This is a genomic window from Luedemannella helvata (assembly GCF_039528415.1).
GTDB lineage: Bacteria > Actinomycetota > Actinomycetes > Mycobacteriales > Micromonosporaceae > Luedemannella > Luedemannella helvata.
Map to the genome: position 1 here is coordinate 449,194 of NZ_BAAALS010000001.1, position 17,271 is coordinate 466,464.

A 17,271-nucleotide genomic window follows, 5' to 3' on the forward strand; every position below is an offset into this window, starting at 1 on the left:
TGGGTCCCATAGGATCGCCGGATGACGTCGTCCGGACAGCTCGTGGGGGCCGATCCCGCTGTGGTGCTGCGGCGCGTGTTCGGCTACGACGCGTTCCGGGGCGAGCAGCGGGCCATCATCGACCAGGTGGTGGGCGGCGGCGACGCGCTGGTCCTCATGCCGACGGGCGGCGGCAAGTCGCTGTGCTACCAGATTCCGGCGATCGTGCGGCCGGGCGTCGGGGTCGTGATCTCGCCCCTGATCGCGCTCATGCACGACCAGGTCGACGCGCTCACCACGCTGGGCGTGCGCGCCGGTTATCTTAACTCGACGCAGGAGTTCGGCGAGCGGCGCGCGGTCGAGGCCCAGTTCCTCGCCGGCGAGCTTGACCTGCTCTACCTGGCGCCCGAGGCGCTCGGCTCACCGAACACGATGTCGTTGCTCGCCCGGGGCGAGATCGGGCTGTTCGCGATCGACGAGGCGCACTGCGTGGCACAGTGGGGCCACGACTTCCGGCCCGACTACCTGAACCTGTCGGTGCTGCACGAGCGCTGGCCGCAGGTGCCGCGCATCGCGCTGACCGCCACGGCGACGACGGCGACCCGTGACGAGATCGCCACCCGGCTCGATCTCGGCGGGGCGCCCCATTTCGTGGCGAGCTTCGACCGCCCCAACATCCAGTACCGGATCGTGCCGAAGGTCGACCCTAAGTCGCAGCTGCTCGACCTGCTGCGCGGCGAGCACGCGGGCGACGCCGGCATCGTCTACTGCCTGTCGCGCGCCTCCGTGGAGCGCACGGCCGAGATGCTGGTGGCCAACGGCATCGACGCGCTGCCCTACCACGCGGGTCTCGACGCGGGGACCCGTTCGGCCAACCAGCGCCGGTTCCTGCGGGAGGACGGTCTGGTCATGGTCGCGACGATCGCGTTCGGCATGGGCATCGACAAGCCGGACGTGCGCTTCGTCGCCCACCTCGACCTGCCCAAGTCGGTGGAGGGCTACTACCAGGAGACGGGCCGGGCGGGCCGCGACGGCCAGCCGTCCACGGCCTGGCTGGCGTACGGGCTGCAGGACGTCGTCCAGCAGCGCAAGCTGATCGACACCTCGGACGCCGACCGGTCGCGGCGGCGGGTGCTGGCCGCGCACCTCGACGCGATGCTGGCGTTGTGCGAGACCGTCCAGTGTCGACGCGGTCAGCTGCTCAACTACTTCGGCGAGCCGGCCGTCGGGCCGTGCGGCAACTGCGACACCTGCCTCACCCCGCCGGAGTCGTGGGACGGCACGATCGCCGCGCAGAAGCTGCTCTCCACCGTGCTCCGGCTGGACCGCGAGCGCGGGCAGCGCTTCGGCGCCGGCCAGTGCGTCGACATCCTGCTCGGCCGCAAGACCGACAAGGTCGTCCAGCACCACCACGACGAGCTGACCGTGTTCGGCGTCGGCGCCGACCTCACCGAACCCGAGTGGCGCACGGTCATCCGGCAGCTGCTGGCCCAGGGGCTGCTCGCGGTCGAGGGCGACTACGGCACCCTGTCGCTCACCGGATCGAGCGCCGACGTGCTGGCCAAGCGCCGCCAGGTCATGCTCCGCAAGGATCCGCCCCGCCCGTCGCGCCGCTCCCGCGCGACGCGTCCGGCCGCCCCCGAGGCCCTGGCCGGCCCGGACGCGGCGCTGTTCGAGCGCCTGCGCGCCTGGCGGGCGGCGACGGCCAAGGAGCTGGGCGTCCCGGCGTACGTGATCTTCCACGACGCCACCCTGCGCCAGATCGCCGCCCAGCGCCCCGCCACCCTGGCCGACCTGGGCACGATCAGCGGCGTCGGCGAGGCCAAGCTGACGAAGTTCGGCCAGTCCGTCCTCGACACGATCACCTGACCGCCGGAGTTATGGACGCCGTGGCCGGCACAGCGACAACCCGCTAATGAGCGGCGCGGATCGGGGCGATGAGGGGCCCGTCGGGGGTGTCGATCACGCGGACCCGGGCGTGGTAGTGGTCGGCGAGCAACTGCTCCGTCAGGACCTCGCGGGGCGGGCCGGCGGCCGCGACCCGGCCGCCCGCCAGCAGCACCAGGCGCTCCGCGTACTCGCCGGCGATCGACAGGTCGTGCATGGTGGCCAGCACGGTGAGCCCGTGGTCGCGGCGCAGCTCGTCGACCAGATCCAGCACCTCCTGCTGGTGGCCGATGTCGAGCGCGGACGTCGGCTCGTCCAGCAGCAGGATCGTCGCCTCCTGAGCCAGCGCCCGGGCCAGGAACGCCCGCTGCCGCTCGCCACCCGAGAGGGTGTCCAGCGCCCGGCCGGCGAAGCCGTGCAGGTCCAACCGTTCGAGCACCCCGAACACGGCGGCCAGATCGCGGGCGGACTCGCGCCCGAGCGTCGGGATGAACGGGGTACGCCCCAGCAGCACGTAGTCCAGCACGCTCATGCCGGGCGGCACGACAGGCGTCTGCGGCACGGTGGCCACCAGCCGGGCCCGCTCGCGGCGGCGCAGGCGCGCCAGCGGCGTACCCGCGAGGGTGATCGACCCGGCGAACGGCAGGAGGCCGCCGACGGCGCGCAACAACGTGGATTTCCCCGCGCCGTTCGGGCCGATGATCGTCACCCACGAGCCGGCCGCGACCGTGAGATCCACGCCGTGCAGGATCTCCGTACCGTCGAAGGCGACGTGCACCCCGTCGATCGCGATCATCCGGTCACCCGCCTCGCGGTGCGCAGCACGACGATGAAGAACGGCGCGCCGAAGAACGCGGTGACCACGCCGATCGGGATCTCGTTCGGCGCGTCGAGGGTGCGCGCGGCCAGGTCGGCCAGGCACAGGAACGCGGCCCCGAACAACAGCGACAGGGGCAGGATCACCCGGTACCCGCTGCCCGCCAGCAGGCGCACCGTGTGCGGCACGATGATCCCGACGAAGCCGATCAGCCCCGAGACAGACACGGCCGCGGCGGCGCCCAACGACGCCACAATGATCAAAAGATAGCGGGTACGCGCGGGATGCGCGCCCAGCGCGGCGGCCTCCTCGTCGCCCACCGACATGACGTCCAGCTGGCGCGCCAGGGGCAGGATGACGATCGCGGCCACGACGACGTAGGGCAGCAGGAGCAGCACGTCGTGCCAGCCCGTCGTGGCCAGCCGGCCCATGATCCAGGAGTACACCTCGCGGATCGTGTCGACGTACTTCTGCTGGATGAACGTCTGGCCGGCGGTCAGGAAGCTGGCCACAGCCACCCCGGCGAGGATCAGCGTGGTGGGCGTGCGGGCCCGGCCGCCGGCCGCGCCGAGCCCGTAGGTCAGCCCGACGGCGACGAGCGCGCCGACGAACGCCGCGAGCGGGACGAGCGCCGGGGTGCCGGCCCCGCCGATCGCCGGCAGGTCGCCGAACGCGTTGCGGCCGGCGATCGCGGCCGTCGCGCCCAGCCCGGCCCCGGCCGCGACGCCCAGCAGGTACGGGTCGGCGAGCGGGTTACGGAAGATCCCCTGATACGTGCCGCCCGCGATCGCCAGCATGGCGCCGACGAGCAGGCCCAGGCAGACGCGGGGCAGGCGCAGCTCCGTGACGATGGCCGCCTCGCGCTCCGTCAGGCCGCTGCGCACCGCGACACCCGGCAGCTGGTCGAGCAGCTCCAGGAACACCGCCCACGGGTTGAGCCGCACGGGCCCGAACGCCAGGCCGGCGACCGCGGCGAGGATCACGGCCACCACGCCCGCGGCCAGCCACCCCCACGGCAGCCGGGAGGGCCTGGGTGCCGCGCCCGCCGGGCGCGCGGTGGGCGCGTCCGGCGGGTCGGCGGCGGTGCGGTCGGTCACGATCAGCTGGCCGGGACCTTCGCGACCGCGTCGGCGGCCGTCTGGAGCAGGTCGACGACGCGGGGGCCCCAGCGGGAGGCGATGTCGTCATCCAGGGCGACGACCTGGTTCTTGGCCACGGCCGTGATGCCGGCCCAGCCGGCCCGCTTGGCGACCGCCTCAGCCGACTGGCCGCAGCACTTCGCGTCGGCCAGGAAGATCAGGTCCGGGTTCGCCTTGATGATCGCCTCGGCGGACAGCTGCGGGTACCCGGAGTTCTTCGTGTCGGCCGCGTCCGCGATGTTCGTGAGCCCCAGCTGCGCGAACAGGGAGCCGACGAACGTCTTCGACGTGACCGAGTAGAACGTCGGGTCCAGCTCGTAGTAGTACGTGAGCGGGGTCGCGCGCTGGGGCACCGACGCGATGATCTTCGCGATCTGGTCCTTCATGCGCTGCACCTCGGCGGCCGCCTCGGCCGGGTGGCCGGTGAGCGCGCCCAGCTCGGTGAGCTGCTTGTACGTGTCGTCGAGCGTGGTGGCGGCCGACGCCACGTACACCGGGATCTTCAGCGCGCCGAGCTGGCTGACGATGTTGTTCGCGTCGGTCGTCAGGACGACGAGGTCGGGGTTCTTGGCGGCGATCGCCTCGGCGTTCGGCTGGTAGCCGGACAGGTCTGTCTTCGGCGCGTCCGCCGGGTAGTTCGACTGGTCGTCGACCGCGGTCACCTGCGTGCCCGCGTCGATCGCGAAGAGCATCTCCGTCGTCGTGGGCGACAGCGAAACGATCTTCTGTGGTTGCGCGTCGAGGGTGACCCCACCGACCGTGACGGGGTAGGAAACCGCCGCGCCCGTGGGCGTACCCGAGGGGGTTTGGGGTTCATCGGCGCAGGCCGCGGCGCCGGACGCGAGCGCGAGCACCGCGAACGTCGCGGCGATCCTGCGTAGCGGAGTGGGTCTCATTCAGGTCCTCCAGTCGACGAGGGGTGGTGGCTTCGCCGACGGGGACCTGCGTGCGGGCGTCCCGGCCTGCGAGGCACTCTTCCTCGAGAGCGCTTGTTCGCGACGACCCCGCAGGCGACCTGGCTTCCCTCGGCGTTGAGGGTCACAGTTGCGGGACAGCGCCGGACTCGCACCGGCTTCGCTGTGGGGCTGTCGGGTACGACCGTAGCGGACCGCTTCCGGGGGGTCATCGGCGCGCCGGGTGGCTCCGGGTCGGTCGGCCGGCCACGATGGTCCGCAAATGACGATTAATCGCTTCTTTCCGACAGGGCGGCCGGGCGCGTTGCTCGTCGCCGGCGTGCTGCTGCTGACCATCAGCGCGGAGACCGGCGGGCGCTTCGTCGCGCCGAACGGATCCGTCGCCGGATCTGTCGCCGGAGCCGTGACGGCCGAAGGGCCCGCACCGGCCGCGGACGCCGGGCGGAGCGCGGACGGCCGCTCGGACTCGGGCGGCGGGCGTGGGCCGGGTGGTCGGGGCGGCGAGGTCGTGGCGCTCGGCGCGGCGGCGCACGGGGCGCGGGCGTGCGGCACGTCCAGCGGGGCGCGGCTGTGCGTCAGCGTGCCGGACGTCACGCTGCGCGGCACAGTGAGCGTCACCACCACGGTCGAGGGCTGGTCCAACCAGGTGCGCTTCTCCTGGGGACGCACGATCCGCGACGCGCAACCGCTGCTCACCGCGTTCGGCCGCCCGTGGGCGCTGACCTGGCCCACCGCCGCCTACCCGGACGGGCCGGGTTACCTGATGGCCCAGGCGTACTCGTCCGGGCAAGGGCTCGGGGCGCCGGTCGCGCTGCGGCTGACCATCGACAACGGCGGTACCCGGCCGGCGGTGGCCCGCGACTGGGCCGCCCGGTTCGCGCCCCGCGCCGACCCGCCGGCCGACCTGTGGCGCGCCGACGGACCGGTTATCGCGGCCGTCGGCGACGGCGGCGACGGTACGGCCGACAGCGCGGCGGTCGCCGCCCTCATCCGGCGCTCCCCGGCGAACGTCCTGCTCTACCTCGGCGACATCTACGAGAAGGGCACGGCGGCCGAGTGGCGTACCAACTTCGCCGACAACGGATGGGGTCCGCTCGTCGGCTTCACCCAGCCCGTCTACGGCAACCACGAGGCGCACAACCCGGACGCGTGGCGCGCCTTCTGGCGCGGCCGGCCGACCTGGTCGACGTTCACGTACGCCGGGGTGCGGTTCCTGCTGCTCGACAGCGAGTGCGCCAAGCGCGGCTGCCCGGCCCAGTACGCGTGGGCGCGACGGGTACTGGCCGCGAACCGGCACTCCTGCGTGGTCGCGGCCTGGCACCGGCCTGTCCTGTCGCCGGGGCCCGAGGCGCCCTGGATGGCGTCGTTGTGGCGGCTCGTCGCCGACCACGGCGGCGACCTGATCCTGAACGGGCATCAACATCACATGCAGGCGTTCCGGCCGCTCGACGGCACGCTGCGGCGCACCGGGCATGTCGTGCAGCTGATCTCCGGGGCCGGCGGGCACATCCCCCACCGGGACCGCGACGGCGACGAGCGCTCGGCCTGGCTGGCCACGGGGGTGCCCGGGGCGGTCTTCATCACTGCGGGGGCCGGGGTGCTGCGGTGGGAGTTCCGGGACACCCGCGGGCGCGTGGTCACCACGCCGGCCGGGCCCGGCACGGGGTCGGTGACCTGCTAGGCGTTGTGCTTCCGCTCGTCCGCGGGCTTCCGCTCGTCCGCGGGCTTCTGCTCGTCCGCGGGCTTCTGCTCGTCGTCGCCCGCGAGGGCGGCGCGGAGGCGCTCCTTCTCCTCGATCTTGCGGCGGGCGTTCGCGGACATCTGGTCGGCTACCTGGTCGCGCAACCCGCGCAGCAGGAAGAAGGAGAGCGCCGCCGAGATCACGATTGCGATCATGAGCTTCAACAGCGTGTTCATGGTGGCTGGCAGGAACAGCAGCACCGGCACCGCGACGACCAGGAAGATTCCGATGCGCCCGAGCGAGTACTTGATAGCGGGGTTCACGGTTTTGCCTCCAAGGGCTCGTCGCCGGAGAGCCAGCGGATCCACACGAACCACACCACGGTATAGACCAGCACGGCGACCGCCGCACCCACCGCCCCGGAAACGAGATTGGGCAGACTGCCGGTGAGCGCCGCCGCACCCAGCCCGACGCCGGCACCGAGGGCAAGGGCCACCGCCGCGCAGATCCACCGGCGGCCGCCGGCGGTACGCCAGGCCCGGAAGTCCTCCACGAGGATCATGAGCGGCAGCACCACGGCCAACCATCCGGACGCGTCCCCGAAGCTGCCCCCGCCGAGCGCCACGAGCAACCCGTCGAAGAGCGCGAGAACCGCGACCCCCACGACGAGCCCAACGATCATGGTGGCGACCAGCTCAACGAGGCTGATCACCCGCCCGTACTTGTCGCGCCGCGGAAACGTCCGCGCCCGGTTTTCGTCCGTCATGTCGGAATGCAGCGTACGCGACGGACCTGGCACCCCGCCGGCACCCCATCCGGCCGGCCACCCGGAAGCAGCCCGCATCGTCCGGGCGCAGCCCTGCATCGTCCACGCCGTCACGCAGGCGCAGTCGGAAATCGTCCGGCCCTCACGCAGGCGCGCCCTGAATCTGTCACTTTTACCCCTTTCGCGCCCGCAGACTCGCCGTCCTATGTGGATTCGTGGGCGCGTTGGGGTGCCTGGGCGCCACATTCCGTCCACGAATCCACATGGGACAGATCAGCCCGGCCAGCCGGCGGCCCGCAGCGCGGTCCGGATCTGCGCCACCACGACGTCCGGCTGTTCGCGGATCATGAACGCGGGAAACCGCAGTGTTCGCATGCCGTACGCCGCCAGCGCGTTCTGCCGGCGCAGGTCGAGCCACCACTGCCGGGCATCCACGTGGTGCGCGCCGTCCACCTCGACGTGCACACCCCACTCCTCAAAAAGAAGATCCAGATAGCGATGCGTCCCATCGCTGTCAACCCGAGGTACCTGGCGACTGGGGGTGGGAAGGCCGGCCTGCCGGCACAGCCGAACAAGATCCAGCTCGGCCAGCGAGTGCGAACCCGCGCCGACGTCCGCGAGCGTCCGCAGGATGAGGGGACGCCGGCGCAGCTTCGGCAGCCTTTCCAGTACCCGCGCCACGTCGGCGACATCAACGAGCCGCTGCTGAAACGTCGCGGCGAGGATCAGCCGGGCCTGGTCGGCCGACTCCGCCCAGCACACGGCGTCGACGACCGACCGGGCCGGCATGGTGGCGGGCGGCGCACCGTTCGTACGCAGGTCGTCGGCATGCAGGTGCCGCGTCCGGTGCACGCGGACGCCCGGAGGCGCCTTCCGATCCCGGCGCTCGCCCGGCAGCAGGACGTGGATGGCCGAGCTGCGCACGGTGCGCAGGCCTGCGGCGCCCAGCGCCGACAGCCCGGCCAGGTACGCCTGCCCGCGCGCGGCGGCCGACAACACCGCCGCCCACTGCCGCTGGCCGAGCGTGACCGGCCCCGGCTGGGCCAGCAGCACGCCCCGGTGCAGGGTCAGCCAGCGTCCGGTCCGCAGGCGATGGCGCACCGCGTCAGCGCTCAGGTGGGCGATGGCCTGGCGGCGGGTGAGGACGTTGTCCTGCCGGAAGAGGAGCCACGTGAGGTCGTCGGCGTCGTCGGGCGGCAGGTCCACCTGCCGCAGTCTTCCCACCGCGCAGTGACGCCGGAAGGCCCTGTGGATAACCGCTACGGCCCGTCCACGGGCAGGTGGGTGATGAACGCGAACGCGTACGCGCCGGCCAGGGCCACGCCCAGCGCCCGGAGGAAGACCTCGAACTCCGACCCACCACTGTGGACGAACCCGCCCGCCGCGATGGCCATGCCCATGACGGCGGCCACCGCCCACCCGCGGTGCCGTGGCCCCTTGACGAACCAGGCCCACGTCGAGCAGATGCTCACCACGAGCGGCGCGACGTCACCGCCGATACGCAGGTCAAAGGCGACGCTCGCACCACACATGGCCAGTCCCAGCGGTACACAAAAGATCAAAAACGTCAGAATCGGGGTACGCCACGGCAGCGCCCCGTCCGGGGTGGGCGGGGGCAGCAGGCGCACCCGTCGAACGGTACCCGCTCAGCTCCACACGTCCTGGGGCACCGCGCGCCGCTCGGCCAGCGGGGTGGGCCGGTCATATTCGCGTACCACCTGGTAGAGGGTGTTGCGCTCGACGGGCTGGAAGCCGGCGTCCCAGATGAGGTGCAGCAGGTCGTCGCGGTGCATGGTGTTCGGCGTGCCGTACGAGTCCGCGTCGTGGGTGATCTTGTATTCCACGACGGAGCCGTCGAGGTCGTCGACGCCGAAGTTGAGCGACAGCTGGGCGACCGACAGGCCGTGCATGACCCAGAAGCACTTGACGTGCGGCACGTTGTCGAACATCAGGCGGGACACGGCGAAGGTCTTGAGCGACTCGGCCGGCGCCGCCATCGTGGTGCGCGCCTGGATGCGGTTGCGGATCTTGCCGTCGGCCGCGTCGACGAAGTCGTGCTGGTAGCGCAGCGGGATGAAGACCTGGAAGCCGCCGGTCTCGTCCTGCAGCTCCCGGAGCCGGATGACGTGGTCGACGCGGTGGCGGGGCTCCTCGATGTGACCGTAGAGCATGGTCGACGGCGTCTTCATGCCCTTGCTGTGGGCGAGGCGGTGGATGCGCGACCAGTCCTCCCAGTGGCAGGCGTGGTCGACGATGTGCTGCCGGACCTCCCAGTCGAAGATCTCCGCGCCCCCGCCCGTGAGCGAGGACAGGCCCGCGTCCATCAGCTCGTCGAGGATCTCGTCGGCCGGCAGTCCGGAGATCTTCTCGAACCACTGGATCTCGGTGGCGGTGAAGCACTTGAGCGACACGTCCGGCAGGGCGGCCTTGAGCTCGCGCAGCACCCGCGGGTAGTACTTCCACGGCAGCGTCGGGTGCAGACCGTTGACGATGTGCAGCTCCGTGAGCTGCTCGTCGCGCATCTCCAACGCCTTGGCGACCGCCTCCTCGACGCGCATCGTGTACGCCGACTTCTCGCCCGGCTTGCGCTGGAACGAGCAGTACGCGCAGGACGCCGAGCAGACGTTGGTGAGGTTCAGGTGCCGGTTCACGTTGAACATGACCCGGTCGCCGTTGAGCTCGGTGCGCTTGTGGTGCGCGAGCCGGCCCAGCCAGGCCAGGTCGTCGCACGCGTACAGGGCCTCGCCGTCCTCGCGGCTGAGCCGCTCCCCGGCGTAGACCTTCGCCTCGATCTCGCGCTTGAGCCCGACGTCCATGACCTGCCCCCTCCGGGCACCGACGCGCGGGCGCCCGTGCCCGAGCCTACGTCGTCGTCCCGTTCACCTGCCGCCCAGTCGGTTTCCGAACTGGTGTCGCGTTCGCCGTCGACACGGCGCGTGGTCGTGAGGTACGAATGTGGTAGTGACCGGACGCGAAAGCAGTTCGGACTATTTGTGTCAAAAACGGGATTAAGGGGTACGCATGGGGAGGCGGCGCCAGCCGAAGCGTGTGCCCGCACGCCTGGGACGCGCGGCGACCGCCGCCACGGCGGCCACTGTCACGTTCGTCTGGATGACACCCGCGATGGCCCAGGCCGACCCCGGCGACGGCGCGCGCCCCCACGGTGCCCCGCCCAGCCTCGGCGTGGGGAGCCCGGCGAGCGGCCAGGTCAGCACTCCCGCAGCGCCGCGAACGGTCTTCCCCGGCACCCAGGCCGGCATCGTGCCGCCGCCGCTCAAGGCGGGCGTCGCCCGGGGCCCGGCCGGCGGCTCCGAGCCGATCGCTGAGGTTCCCCTGACCCTGGCGAACGTGCCCCAGACCCCGGTCACATCGCCGAGCACCCAGATGGATCCGGTGACGCTCCAGCTGATCGCGGCGTCCAGCTCGAAGGAGCGGCTCGGCGAGCAGCTCAAGCAGATAGACGCCGATCTCGCCCTGGCCGGCCCGGCGGTCACCGCCGCGCGCCTGCCCTGGCAGGTCGCCACCGCCCAACTGGCCGTGCACCGGCAACGCGCCCGCGACATCGCCGCCGACTCGTACAAGGGCGCCCTTGCTCTCGGCCCGCTCCAGGGTTACGCCAACGACCTGCAGGAACTCGGCGCCATGGCGCCCGCGTTCGGGCAGAACGTGGACGCGGCCCGCAAGCCGCCCGGCCGCGACTCGGTGCAGTTCGACGTCGAGCGCGCCGAGCGGCTCGAACGGTCGACCAAGACGGCGTACGAGGCGGCGGTCAAGCGCAACGAGGACCTCATCCGGCAGCGGGCGGTCGTCAAGGAGCAGTTCGACCGGCACACCAAGGCCCTCAACGTGCTGCGCGACCGCAACAAGGACAAGCTCGCCGACATCACCAAGGAGCGCGACACCTACGAGGAAGGGCTCGGCGGTTCGTACGCGATCGGCGGTGCGAACAACGGGTACGAGGCGAACGAGAAGGCCGTCGACGCGGTGCGGTTCGCGCTGCGCCAGGTCGGCAAGCCGTACGTGTGGGCGGCCGAGGGCCCGAACGCGTACGACTGCTCCGGCCTGACCTTCGCCGCGTACCGGTCGGTCGACAAGACCATCCCCCGCGTGGCGGTCTGGCAGTACGCGGGCCTGACGACGAAGGTTCGGGTCGAGAACCTGCTCCCCGGCGACCTGCTCTTCTTCAGCACGGACAAGCGCGACTGGCGCCAGATCCACCATGTCGCGATGTACATCGGCAACGGCAAGATGGTGCACGCGCCCACGTTCGGCGACCACGTCCGCGTGGCGCCCATCTGGTGGTCGGAGTACTACGGCGCGGCCCGCGTGCTGCCCGCGAAGCGGGTCGCCCCGTCCGCCGCGCCGACGTCCAGGCCGCCGACGAGCGCGCCGCCCACCACGACGCGGCCCCCGACGACGCCGCCGCGGACGACCGCGCCGGCCACCACGCGCCCGGGAAGCACGACGTCCGCGCCGCCCACGACGACGCGGCCGACCACGGCGCCTCCGACCACGACCGCGCCGTCGAAGACGATCCCGCCGTCGAAGACGACCGCGCCACCCACCACGACCGCGCAGACCACGGCGGCCGAGACCAGCGCGGCCGAGACCAGCGAGGAGGCGACCACCGCGGCGGAGACGAGTTCAGCGGCCGCGACCAGCGCGCAGAGCCGCCCGACGGAGTGACCGCCCGCGCACTGGGACGGGACATAAACGCCTGTTCACATTGCGTACAAAAAGTAAAGCTGCAGGCCAGCTGGCTTTTCCTGGCCATCTACAACCGCAATATGATCTTCCCGCGATGGTGACGGCTGCGCGAACCCGGGCCGGTATGGCACCGTTAAGCGGAACCACAGTCCCGGCCGGTGCCGCCCGGTGGAGCGGTCGCCGCGACGCTCGTGCAGGCAGCGTGCGCGCCGGGCGAACGCTGGAGGCAGTGTCACATGGAGTACGCGCCAACACCCGCCGGGTCGGAGGCCACGCCGACGCCGCCGGACGGGTCGTCGTCACCGTTCGCGGAGACGACCGCGCACCCCTCCCGGCGCGAGCCGGAGTTGACCACGCCCGCGTCGCCACTCGCCCCGTCGCCCCTGCCCGTGCCGCCCATGCCCGCGGTCCCGCCGCTGCCGACCCGTACGCCCGCGGCGTCCCTGCCGCCGGACGCCCCGCCGGGTCTGCCGACGCGGATCCCGGCGGCTTCCCTGCCGTCCGACACGCCTGCGGCCCTGCCTACGCGTACGCCGGCCCCGCCCCGGTCGGACGAGTCGCCCGCGACGCCGTTCCCGCCTCGGACGCCGGGCGCACCGGCCGCGCCCGACCAGGCCGGCGCGCGCGGCCGGGCGAGCGTGACGCCCACCGCCCCGGACGGGACCGAACCGCCCGCCTCCGGTGGCTACCGGGTGGCCAGCGCCGCTGAGGGCGGCGCCACCCCGCTGCCCGTACGCAGGCCGCGCCCCGTGCCGGACCCCGCAGCCTCGACGTTCTCCGGCTTCTCATCGCCCACGGTGGACTCCCCCTCGACGTCGACGTTCTCCGCGTTCTCGTCGCCGACGGTCGACGGACCGCCGCCGGGCACGGCCCCGACCACCCCGCCGCCGCCGGTCACCTCGCTGTCGTCGGCGTTCGGCCAGCAGCCGAAGCCGCCCGCCACGCCGCCGCCGGGATACCCCGCGCCGCCGCCGGGGTACGCGCCCCCAGCGGCGTATGCCGCGCCGCCCGCCAGCCCGCCTCCCACGGCCGCGCCGCCGATGCCCGCCGTCGCCGCGCCCCCACTACCGACACCCCGCCCGCCGGCTGGCCCGCCTCCGCACAACACCGCGACGCCGCCCGGCGGATCGCCCCTGGCGCCCGGCCGCCCGGCAGGCGCGCCCGGCAGCCCGGCTGGCGCCCCCGGCAGCCCGGCTCGACCGTCCGGGACGGCCTCCGTCCCGCCGCACGCCAACCTGGCCACCGGCGAGACCCAGCCGACCACAACGCCGCCCCTGCCGTGGGCCGAGTTCGCCCAGCCGTGGCAGGTCGCGGGCGCCCCCATGCCGGTCCCGTCCGCTGGGCCGCCGAACCTCCCGCCGGGTTACTTCGACGACCAGCCCGTGGACGCCTGGGCCGAGTCGCTCTCGATCGCCCGACCTGCGCCGGACCCGGCCGCCTCCGGGCCGCACAGCGCGACCCCGAACCCCCCGCTGTCGGGCCCCGTGGCGTCCGACGAACGGCCGCCCGCACCTCCGGCAGCGAGCCACCCGGCCATGGAGCCGCCACGTCCGGCGGGCTACCCGGCTGCCGAGCCGGCCCGACCGATGTCGAGCTACGCTCCCGCGCCGCAGCAGCCGGCCGCGCCCGTGCCGCCGCCAGCTCCGTCGGCCGCCGCGTCACCGCGGTCGGGCACCACGCCGCCCCAGTCCGCCGCCCCGCCACCGCAGTCCCCCGCCCCGCCGCCACTGTCGGGCGCCACGCCGGCTCCGACCGGCGTGCGGGGCACGGCATCGGTGCCGAACCTCGCCCGGATCAACCCGGAAGATCTCGCCGACGTGCCGGTCCGGTCCGCGTCGCGCGTGTACCGCGCGGAGCCGGTGGCGCAGGTGCCCGCCGAGCCGGTCTCCATTGTGGATGTGCTCGGCGGCGCCTCGCACCCGTCGGGCGCGTTCGGGAATACCCCGCCCAGTGCCGGACCGGCGCTGAGCGCGCCCCCGACCGCGGAACCCACCTCGGCACCCGCCGAGCATGCCGCGCATGTGACGCCGTGGCCGTCCACGGACGACTCCTGGGCGCCGGTCGACATCATGGAGCCGATCCGTTCCGGCGAACCGCCCCGGTCCGCCCACGTCGGTGAGCCGCCACGCGCGCCGCTGACCGTGACCGAGCCGGAGCCACCGCGGCAGATCAGCCCCACCGAGCCCCACTCGCCCTGGGACCCCTACTCCCAGGCCGGCCCGCATTCGCCGGCGTCGCACAGCCCGTACGCGCCACCCGGCGCCTACGCGCAGCCCGACCCGTACGGTCCCCCGGACCCGGCGAGCCCGCCCGAGCCCGTCCGCCCGCCCGAACCCATCGACCCGCCGGACCCGGTCCGCCCGCCGGAGCCCACCAGCCCACCGGCGCCGCCGGAGCCAGGCGAGCCGCCCGAACCCGGTGAGCCGGACGAGCCGCCGGCACCGCCTTCCCCACCGGAGCCGCCTTCGCCGTGGCCGCCGCAGCCGCCCGGTCCGCCGACACCCACGCCTGCGCCGCCCACGCCGCTGCCACCGCCCGGTCCGCTGCCGACGCCGTTCCCGACGCCCGAACCGACCCCGTACCCCACCCCCGACCCCGGCCGGCCCGCGCCGGACCCCGGACACCCGCAGCCGTTCCCGCCGACCCCTCCGGGCCCGCCCACGCCGCCCGGACCGCCGACGCCGCCGGGTCCGCCCGTGCCGCCCTACCCGGGCCCGCAGCCGCCCCACCCGTACCCTCAGCCAGCCCCGCCCGTACCGCCGCCACACACGATCGGCGGGGGCGCGGTGGACGACACGTGGATGCCGTCCGCCTACCAGACGCCGCGCCAGGCTCCACAGGGGACGGTGTACGGCGGCGGTTACGCCGGGCCGGGCAGCACCGACCCGGACTCGTACCTGAACGACTCCGGGTCGTTCACGGGCCACATCCTGGCCCAGGGCCTGCCGGCGACGGTCCCGCCCGCGGAGAGCCGCTCGCGTACCCGCCGAGTGGTGATCATCTTGGCGGCCGGCCTCGGGATGGTGCTGCTGGTGGGCGCGTTCGTGGCCGTACTCGCCTCATCCTTTTTCAACGGCTGAATCGGGTGATGCCGGACACAGCGCCGGTGCCGGTCGTCACGCCGCTGCCGGCGTGACGTTTAGACCGGGTACGATAGGTGGGATCTTATGTCCGGCCGCGCGTACAGGCGCGCCGATGATGGGCTGTTCTCTTCACGCAACTGTCGCTGAGGACGGCCCGCTTGGAGAGGTTCCCATCACCATCATGTCGATCGACGCTGCGCTCGAAATGAGCGCGCTCAACACCCTGCCCTCCGTCCTCGATGAGCCCGCCGAGAACGCCGCCCCGGGCTTCGCCGAACTCGGCCTGCCCCGGCAGCTCGTTCGCGCCCTGGGCCGCGCGGGCATCACGGCCCCGTTCCCCATCCAGACCGCCACGATCCCGGACGCCCTGACCGGCCGCGACGTGCTGGGCCGCGGCCAGACCGGCTCCGGCAAGACGCTGGCGTTCGGCCTGCCGCTGCTCACCCGACTCGCGCGGGGCGAGCGCAGCGCGCCGCACCGCCCCAAGGCCCTGATCCTGGTGCCAACCCGTGAGCTGGCCATGCAGGTCAACGACGCGCTGGCCCCGCTCGCGAAATCGATCAAGCTCTTCACCAAGACCGCCTTCGGCGGTTCGTCGTACGGGATCCAGATCGACGCGCTGCGCCGTGGCGTGGACGTGCTGGTCGCCACCCCGGGCCGGCTCGCCGACCTGATCGAGCGCGGCGCCTGCTCGCTCGCCGAGGTCGAGGTCACCGTGCTCGACGAGGCCGACCAGATGGCCGACATGGGCTTCCTGCCCGACGTGACCGCGCTGCTCGACCAGACGCCGAAGGGCGGCCAGCGGCTGCTCTTCTCGGCCACTCTGGACGGTGACGTCGACACCCTGGTCAAGCGGTTCATGACCGACCCGGTCACGCACGAGGTCGACCCGGCCGTCGCCGCGGTGGACACGATGACGCACCACACGCTGATGATCCCGCCACGCGACAAGTTCACGATCCTCGCCTCGATCGCGAACCGGCACGGTCGCACCATCATGTTCGTCAAGACCCAGATGGCGGTCGACCGCCTGGTTGAGCAGCTCGCGGCGGTCGGCGTCCGCGCGGGTGCACTTCACGGCGGAAAGACCCAGCGGGTACGGACGAGGACGCTCGCCGAGTTCAAGGAGGGCCGGGTCGACGTCCTCATCGCGACGAACGTGGCCGCGCGTGGCATCCATGTCGACGGCGTCGACCTGGTCGTCCACGTCGACCCGCCGAAGGACCCGAAGGACTACCTGCACCGTGCCGGCCGTACGGCCCGTGCCGGGGAGTCCGGTGCGGTCGTCACGCTGGTGCTGCCGCGCCAGCGGGCCAGCACGCTGAGCATGCTGGAGAAGGCGGGTGTCGAGCCGATCCGTACGCACGTGGTCGCGGGCGCCCCGGCGCTCGCCGAGGTCACCGGCGCCCGACAGCCGTCCGGCGAGCCGATCACGATCGTCGAGGAGGCCCCTCGCCCGCGCCGGTTCGACGGTGAGCACCGTCCGCGCCGCTTCGAGGGTGACCGCCGGCCCCGCCGCTTCGACGGCGAGCGTCGCCACGGCGGCCCGCAGCGCCCGGACAGCGCGCACCGGCACGAGGGCAGCCACCGCCCGGAGTCCGGCCACCGGCACGAGGGCAGCCACCGTCCCGACGGTGGGCACCGCCACGATGGCGACCGTCGCGTGGACTCCGACCGGCCGGCCCGCGGGCACCGGGCGAGCGGACGACGCTTCCGCTGACCATCGGCACAGGGTCCGTAACTCTGTGTTGTGACTGTCGTAAATATCTCAAACGGCTGACCTGTCCATCTGGGCAGGTCAGCCGCTTGCTGTCTGGCGAACCCTTGACATTGGCGGTAACAGATGTAACCGTGGAAGCGCTCCCATGAAACGCGGGGGGTTCTGGAACGAGAGTGCAACACCACGGATAAGACGCGCAGAGGGGGAGGCGGCTCAACAGGAGCCGTCTCTTTCGTTTTCTCCGCCGAAGCGCCGGCCCGCGTCCCCGCAGGCGACCCGCCACCCACGAGCCCTGACAGGGCCGGCCTGCCGCCGCGCTTGGCCCGCGAACGCCTCCACCCAGTACGCACCTTGGCAGCACCCCGACCAAGGTCGCGACACGTGAGCGCCCCATCCCGCCAAGGGAGCGCACTTCGGCATCCGGCCCCGTCCGTCCCCGCCAAGGTGCGCACTTTGGCGGGCGTCCAGGCCGCCCCACCCCGCCAAGGTGCGCACTTTGGCGGCAACCACACCCGTCCATCCCGCCAAGGTGCGCAGTGAGGATGGTGGGGTGACTGGGCGGGTCGGCTGACTCGCAA

15 protein-coding genes and 1 riboswitch are annotated in these 17,271 nt (G+C 73.0%); of the genes, 5 read left to right on the forward strand and 10 right to left on the reverse strand.

Translation table 11 applies throughout. The annotated features are described in order from the left end of the window. Window positions 1-21 precede the first annotated feature (21 nt). The gene (recQ, locus tag ABD191_RS02100) at window positions 22-1,848 is read left to right on the forward strand and encodes a DNA helicase RecQ (protein ID WP_344076073.1); all 1,827 of its coding nucleotides are present in this window, start codon (window positions 22-24) and stop codon (window positions 1,846-1,848) included. Between the two features lie 43 nt (window positions 1,849-1,891). Here recQ and ABD191_RS02105 read toward each other — a convergent pair whose 3' ends face one another. Genes ABD191_RS02105 through ABD191_RS02115 form a run of 3 tightly spaced genes read right to left on the reverse strand, consistent with a single transcriptional unit; the run spans window position 1,892 to window position 4,718 of the window. Then, window positions 1,892-2,662, reverse strand: coding sequence for an ABC transporter ATP-binding protein (locus ABD191_RS02105; protein WP_344076075.1), 771 nt, complete (start codon window positions 2,660-2,662; stop codon window positions 1,892-1,894). Then, window positions 2,659-3,780 (reverse strand): FecCD family ABC transporter permease, encoded by a 1,122-nt coding sequence (locus ABD191_RS02110; protein WP_425560631.1) that lies wholly within the window; start codon window positions 3,778-3,780, stop codon window positions 2,659-2,661. The genes ABD191_RS02105 and ABD191_RS02110 overlap by 4 nt, the downstream gene beginning before the upstream one ends. Before the next feature lie 2 nt (window positions 3,781-3,782). Then, window positions 3,783-4,718 carry an ABC transporter substrate-binding protein gene (locus ABD191_RS02115; RefSeq protein WP_344076077.1) on the reverse strand — a complete coding sequence of 312 codons (936 nt, stop codon included), beginning with the start codon at window positions 4,716-4,718 and terminating at the stop codon, window positions 3,783-3,785. 69 nt (window positions 4,719-4,787) lie between these two features. Continuing rightward, a riboswitch (adenosylcobalamin (AdoCbl) riboswitch) is annotated at window positions 4,788-4,926 on the reverse strand. Window positions 4,927-4,998: 72 nt separating this feature from the next. Between ABD191_RS02115 and ABD191_RS02120 the strand changes: the two genes are divergently transcribed. Continuing rightward, entirely contained in the window at window positions 4,999-6,417 is a 1,419-nt protein-coding gene (locus ABD191_RS02120) for a metallophosphoesterase family protein (protein ID WP_344076079.1), read from the forward strand. Here ABD191_RS02120 and ABD191_RS02125 read toward each other — a convergent pair. The 5 genes from ABD191_RS02125 to mqnE form a co-directional block, all read right to left on the reverse strand. Continuing rightward, on the reverse strand, window positions 6,414-6,740 hold the full coding sequence (locus ABD191_RS02125; RefSeq protein WP_344076081.1) for a DUF4229 domain-containing protein: 327 nt from the start codon (window positions 6,738-6,740) through the stop codon (window positions 6,414-6,416). The two genes, ABD191_RS02120 and ABD191_RS02125, sit on opposite strands and share 4 nt — an antisense overlap. Continuing rightward, window positions 6,737-7,183, reverse strand: a complete 447-nt coding sequence (locus tag ABD191_RS02130; RefSeq protein WP_344076083.1) for a hypothetical protein — start codon at window positions 7,181-7,183, stop codon at window positions 6,737-6,739. Before ABD191_RS02130 ends, ABD191_RS02125 begins: the two co-directional genes overlap by 4 nt. Window positions 7,184-7,456: 273 nt before the next feature. Next, entirely contained in the window at window positions 7,457-8,389 is a 933-nt protein-coding gene (locus ABD191_RS02135) for a DUF559 domain-containing protein (protein ID WP_344076085.1), read from the reverse strand. Between the two features lie 53 nt (window positions 8,390-8,442). After that, the gene (locus tag ABD191_RS02140) at window positions 8,443-8,811 is read right to left on the reverse strand and encodes a hypothetical protein (protein ID WP_344076087.1); all 369 of its coding nucleotides are present in this window, start codon (window positions 8,809-8,811) and stop codon (window positions 8,443-8,445) included. An 18-nt stretch (window positions 8,812-8,829) separates the two neighbouring features. Next, window positions 8,830-9,999, reverse strand: coding sequence for an aminofutalosine synthase MqnE (mqnE, locus tag ABD191_RS02145; protein WP_344076089.1), 1,170 nt, complete (start codon window positions 9,997-9,999; stop codon window positions 8,830-8,832). Window positions 10,000-10,294: 295 nt separating this feature from the next. On the opposite strand from mqnE, the gene ABD191_RS02150 reads away from it, so the two are divergent. Next, window positions 10,295-11,869, forward strand: a complete 1,575-nt coding sequence (locus ABD191_RS02150) for a C40 family peptidase (protein WP_344076091.1) — start codon at window positions 10,295-10,297, stop codon at window positions 11,867-11,869. A 253-nt stretch (window positions 11,870-12,122) separates the two neighbouring features. Here ABD191_RS02150 and ABD191_RS02155 read toward each other — a convergent pair whose 3' ends face one another. Together ABD191_RS02155 and ABD191_RS02160 are read right to left on the reverse strand one after the other, a co-directional pair. Continuing rightward, entirely contained in the window at window positions 12,123-12,539 is a 417-nt protein-coding gene (locus ABD191_RS02155; RefSeq protein ID WP_344076093.1) for a hypothetical protein, read from the reverse strand. 36 nt (window positions 12,540-12,575) lie between these two features. Continuing rightward, window positions 12,576-12,917, reverse strand: coding sequence for a hypothetical protein (locus ABD191_RS02160; protein ID WP_344076095.1), 342 nt, complete (start codon window positions 12,915-12,917; stop codon window positions 12,576-12,578). 13 nt (window positions 12,918-12,930) lie between these two features. Here ABD191_RS02160 and ABD191_RS02165 point away from each other — a divergent pair, with 13 nt between their 5' ends. Then, window positions 12,931-14,970 carry a hypothetical protein gene (locus tag ABD191_RS02165; protein WP_344076097.1) on the forward strand — a complete coding sequence of 680 codons (2,040 nt, stop codon included), beginning with the start codon at window positions 12,931-12,933 and terminating at the stop codon, window positions 14,968-14,970. A gap of 184 nt (window positions 14,971-15,154) precedes the next feature. Beyond that, a complete protein-coding gene (locus tag ABD191_RS02170) occupies window positions 15,155-16,693 on the forward strand; it encodes a DEAD/DEAH box helicase (RefSeq protein WP_344076099.1) in 1,539 nt (512 codons plus the stop codon). Window positions 16,694-17,271 lie beyond the last annotated feature (578 nt).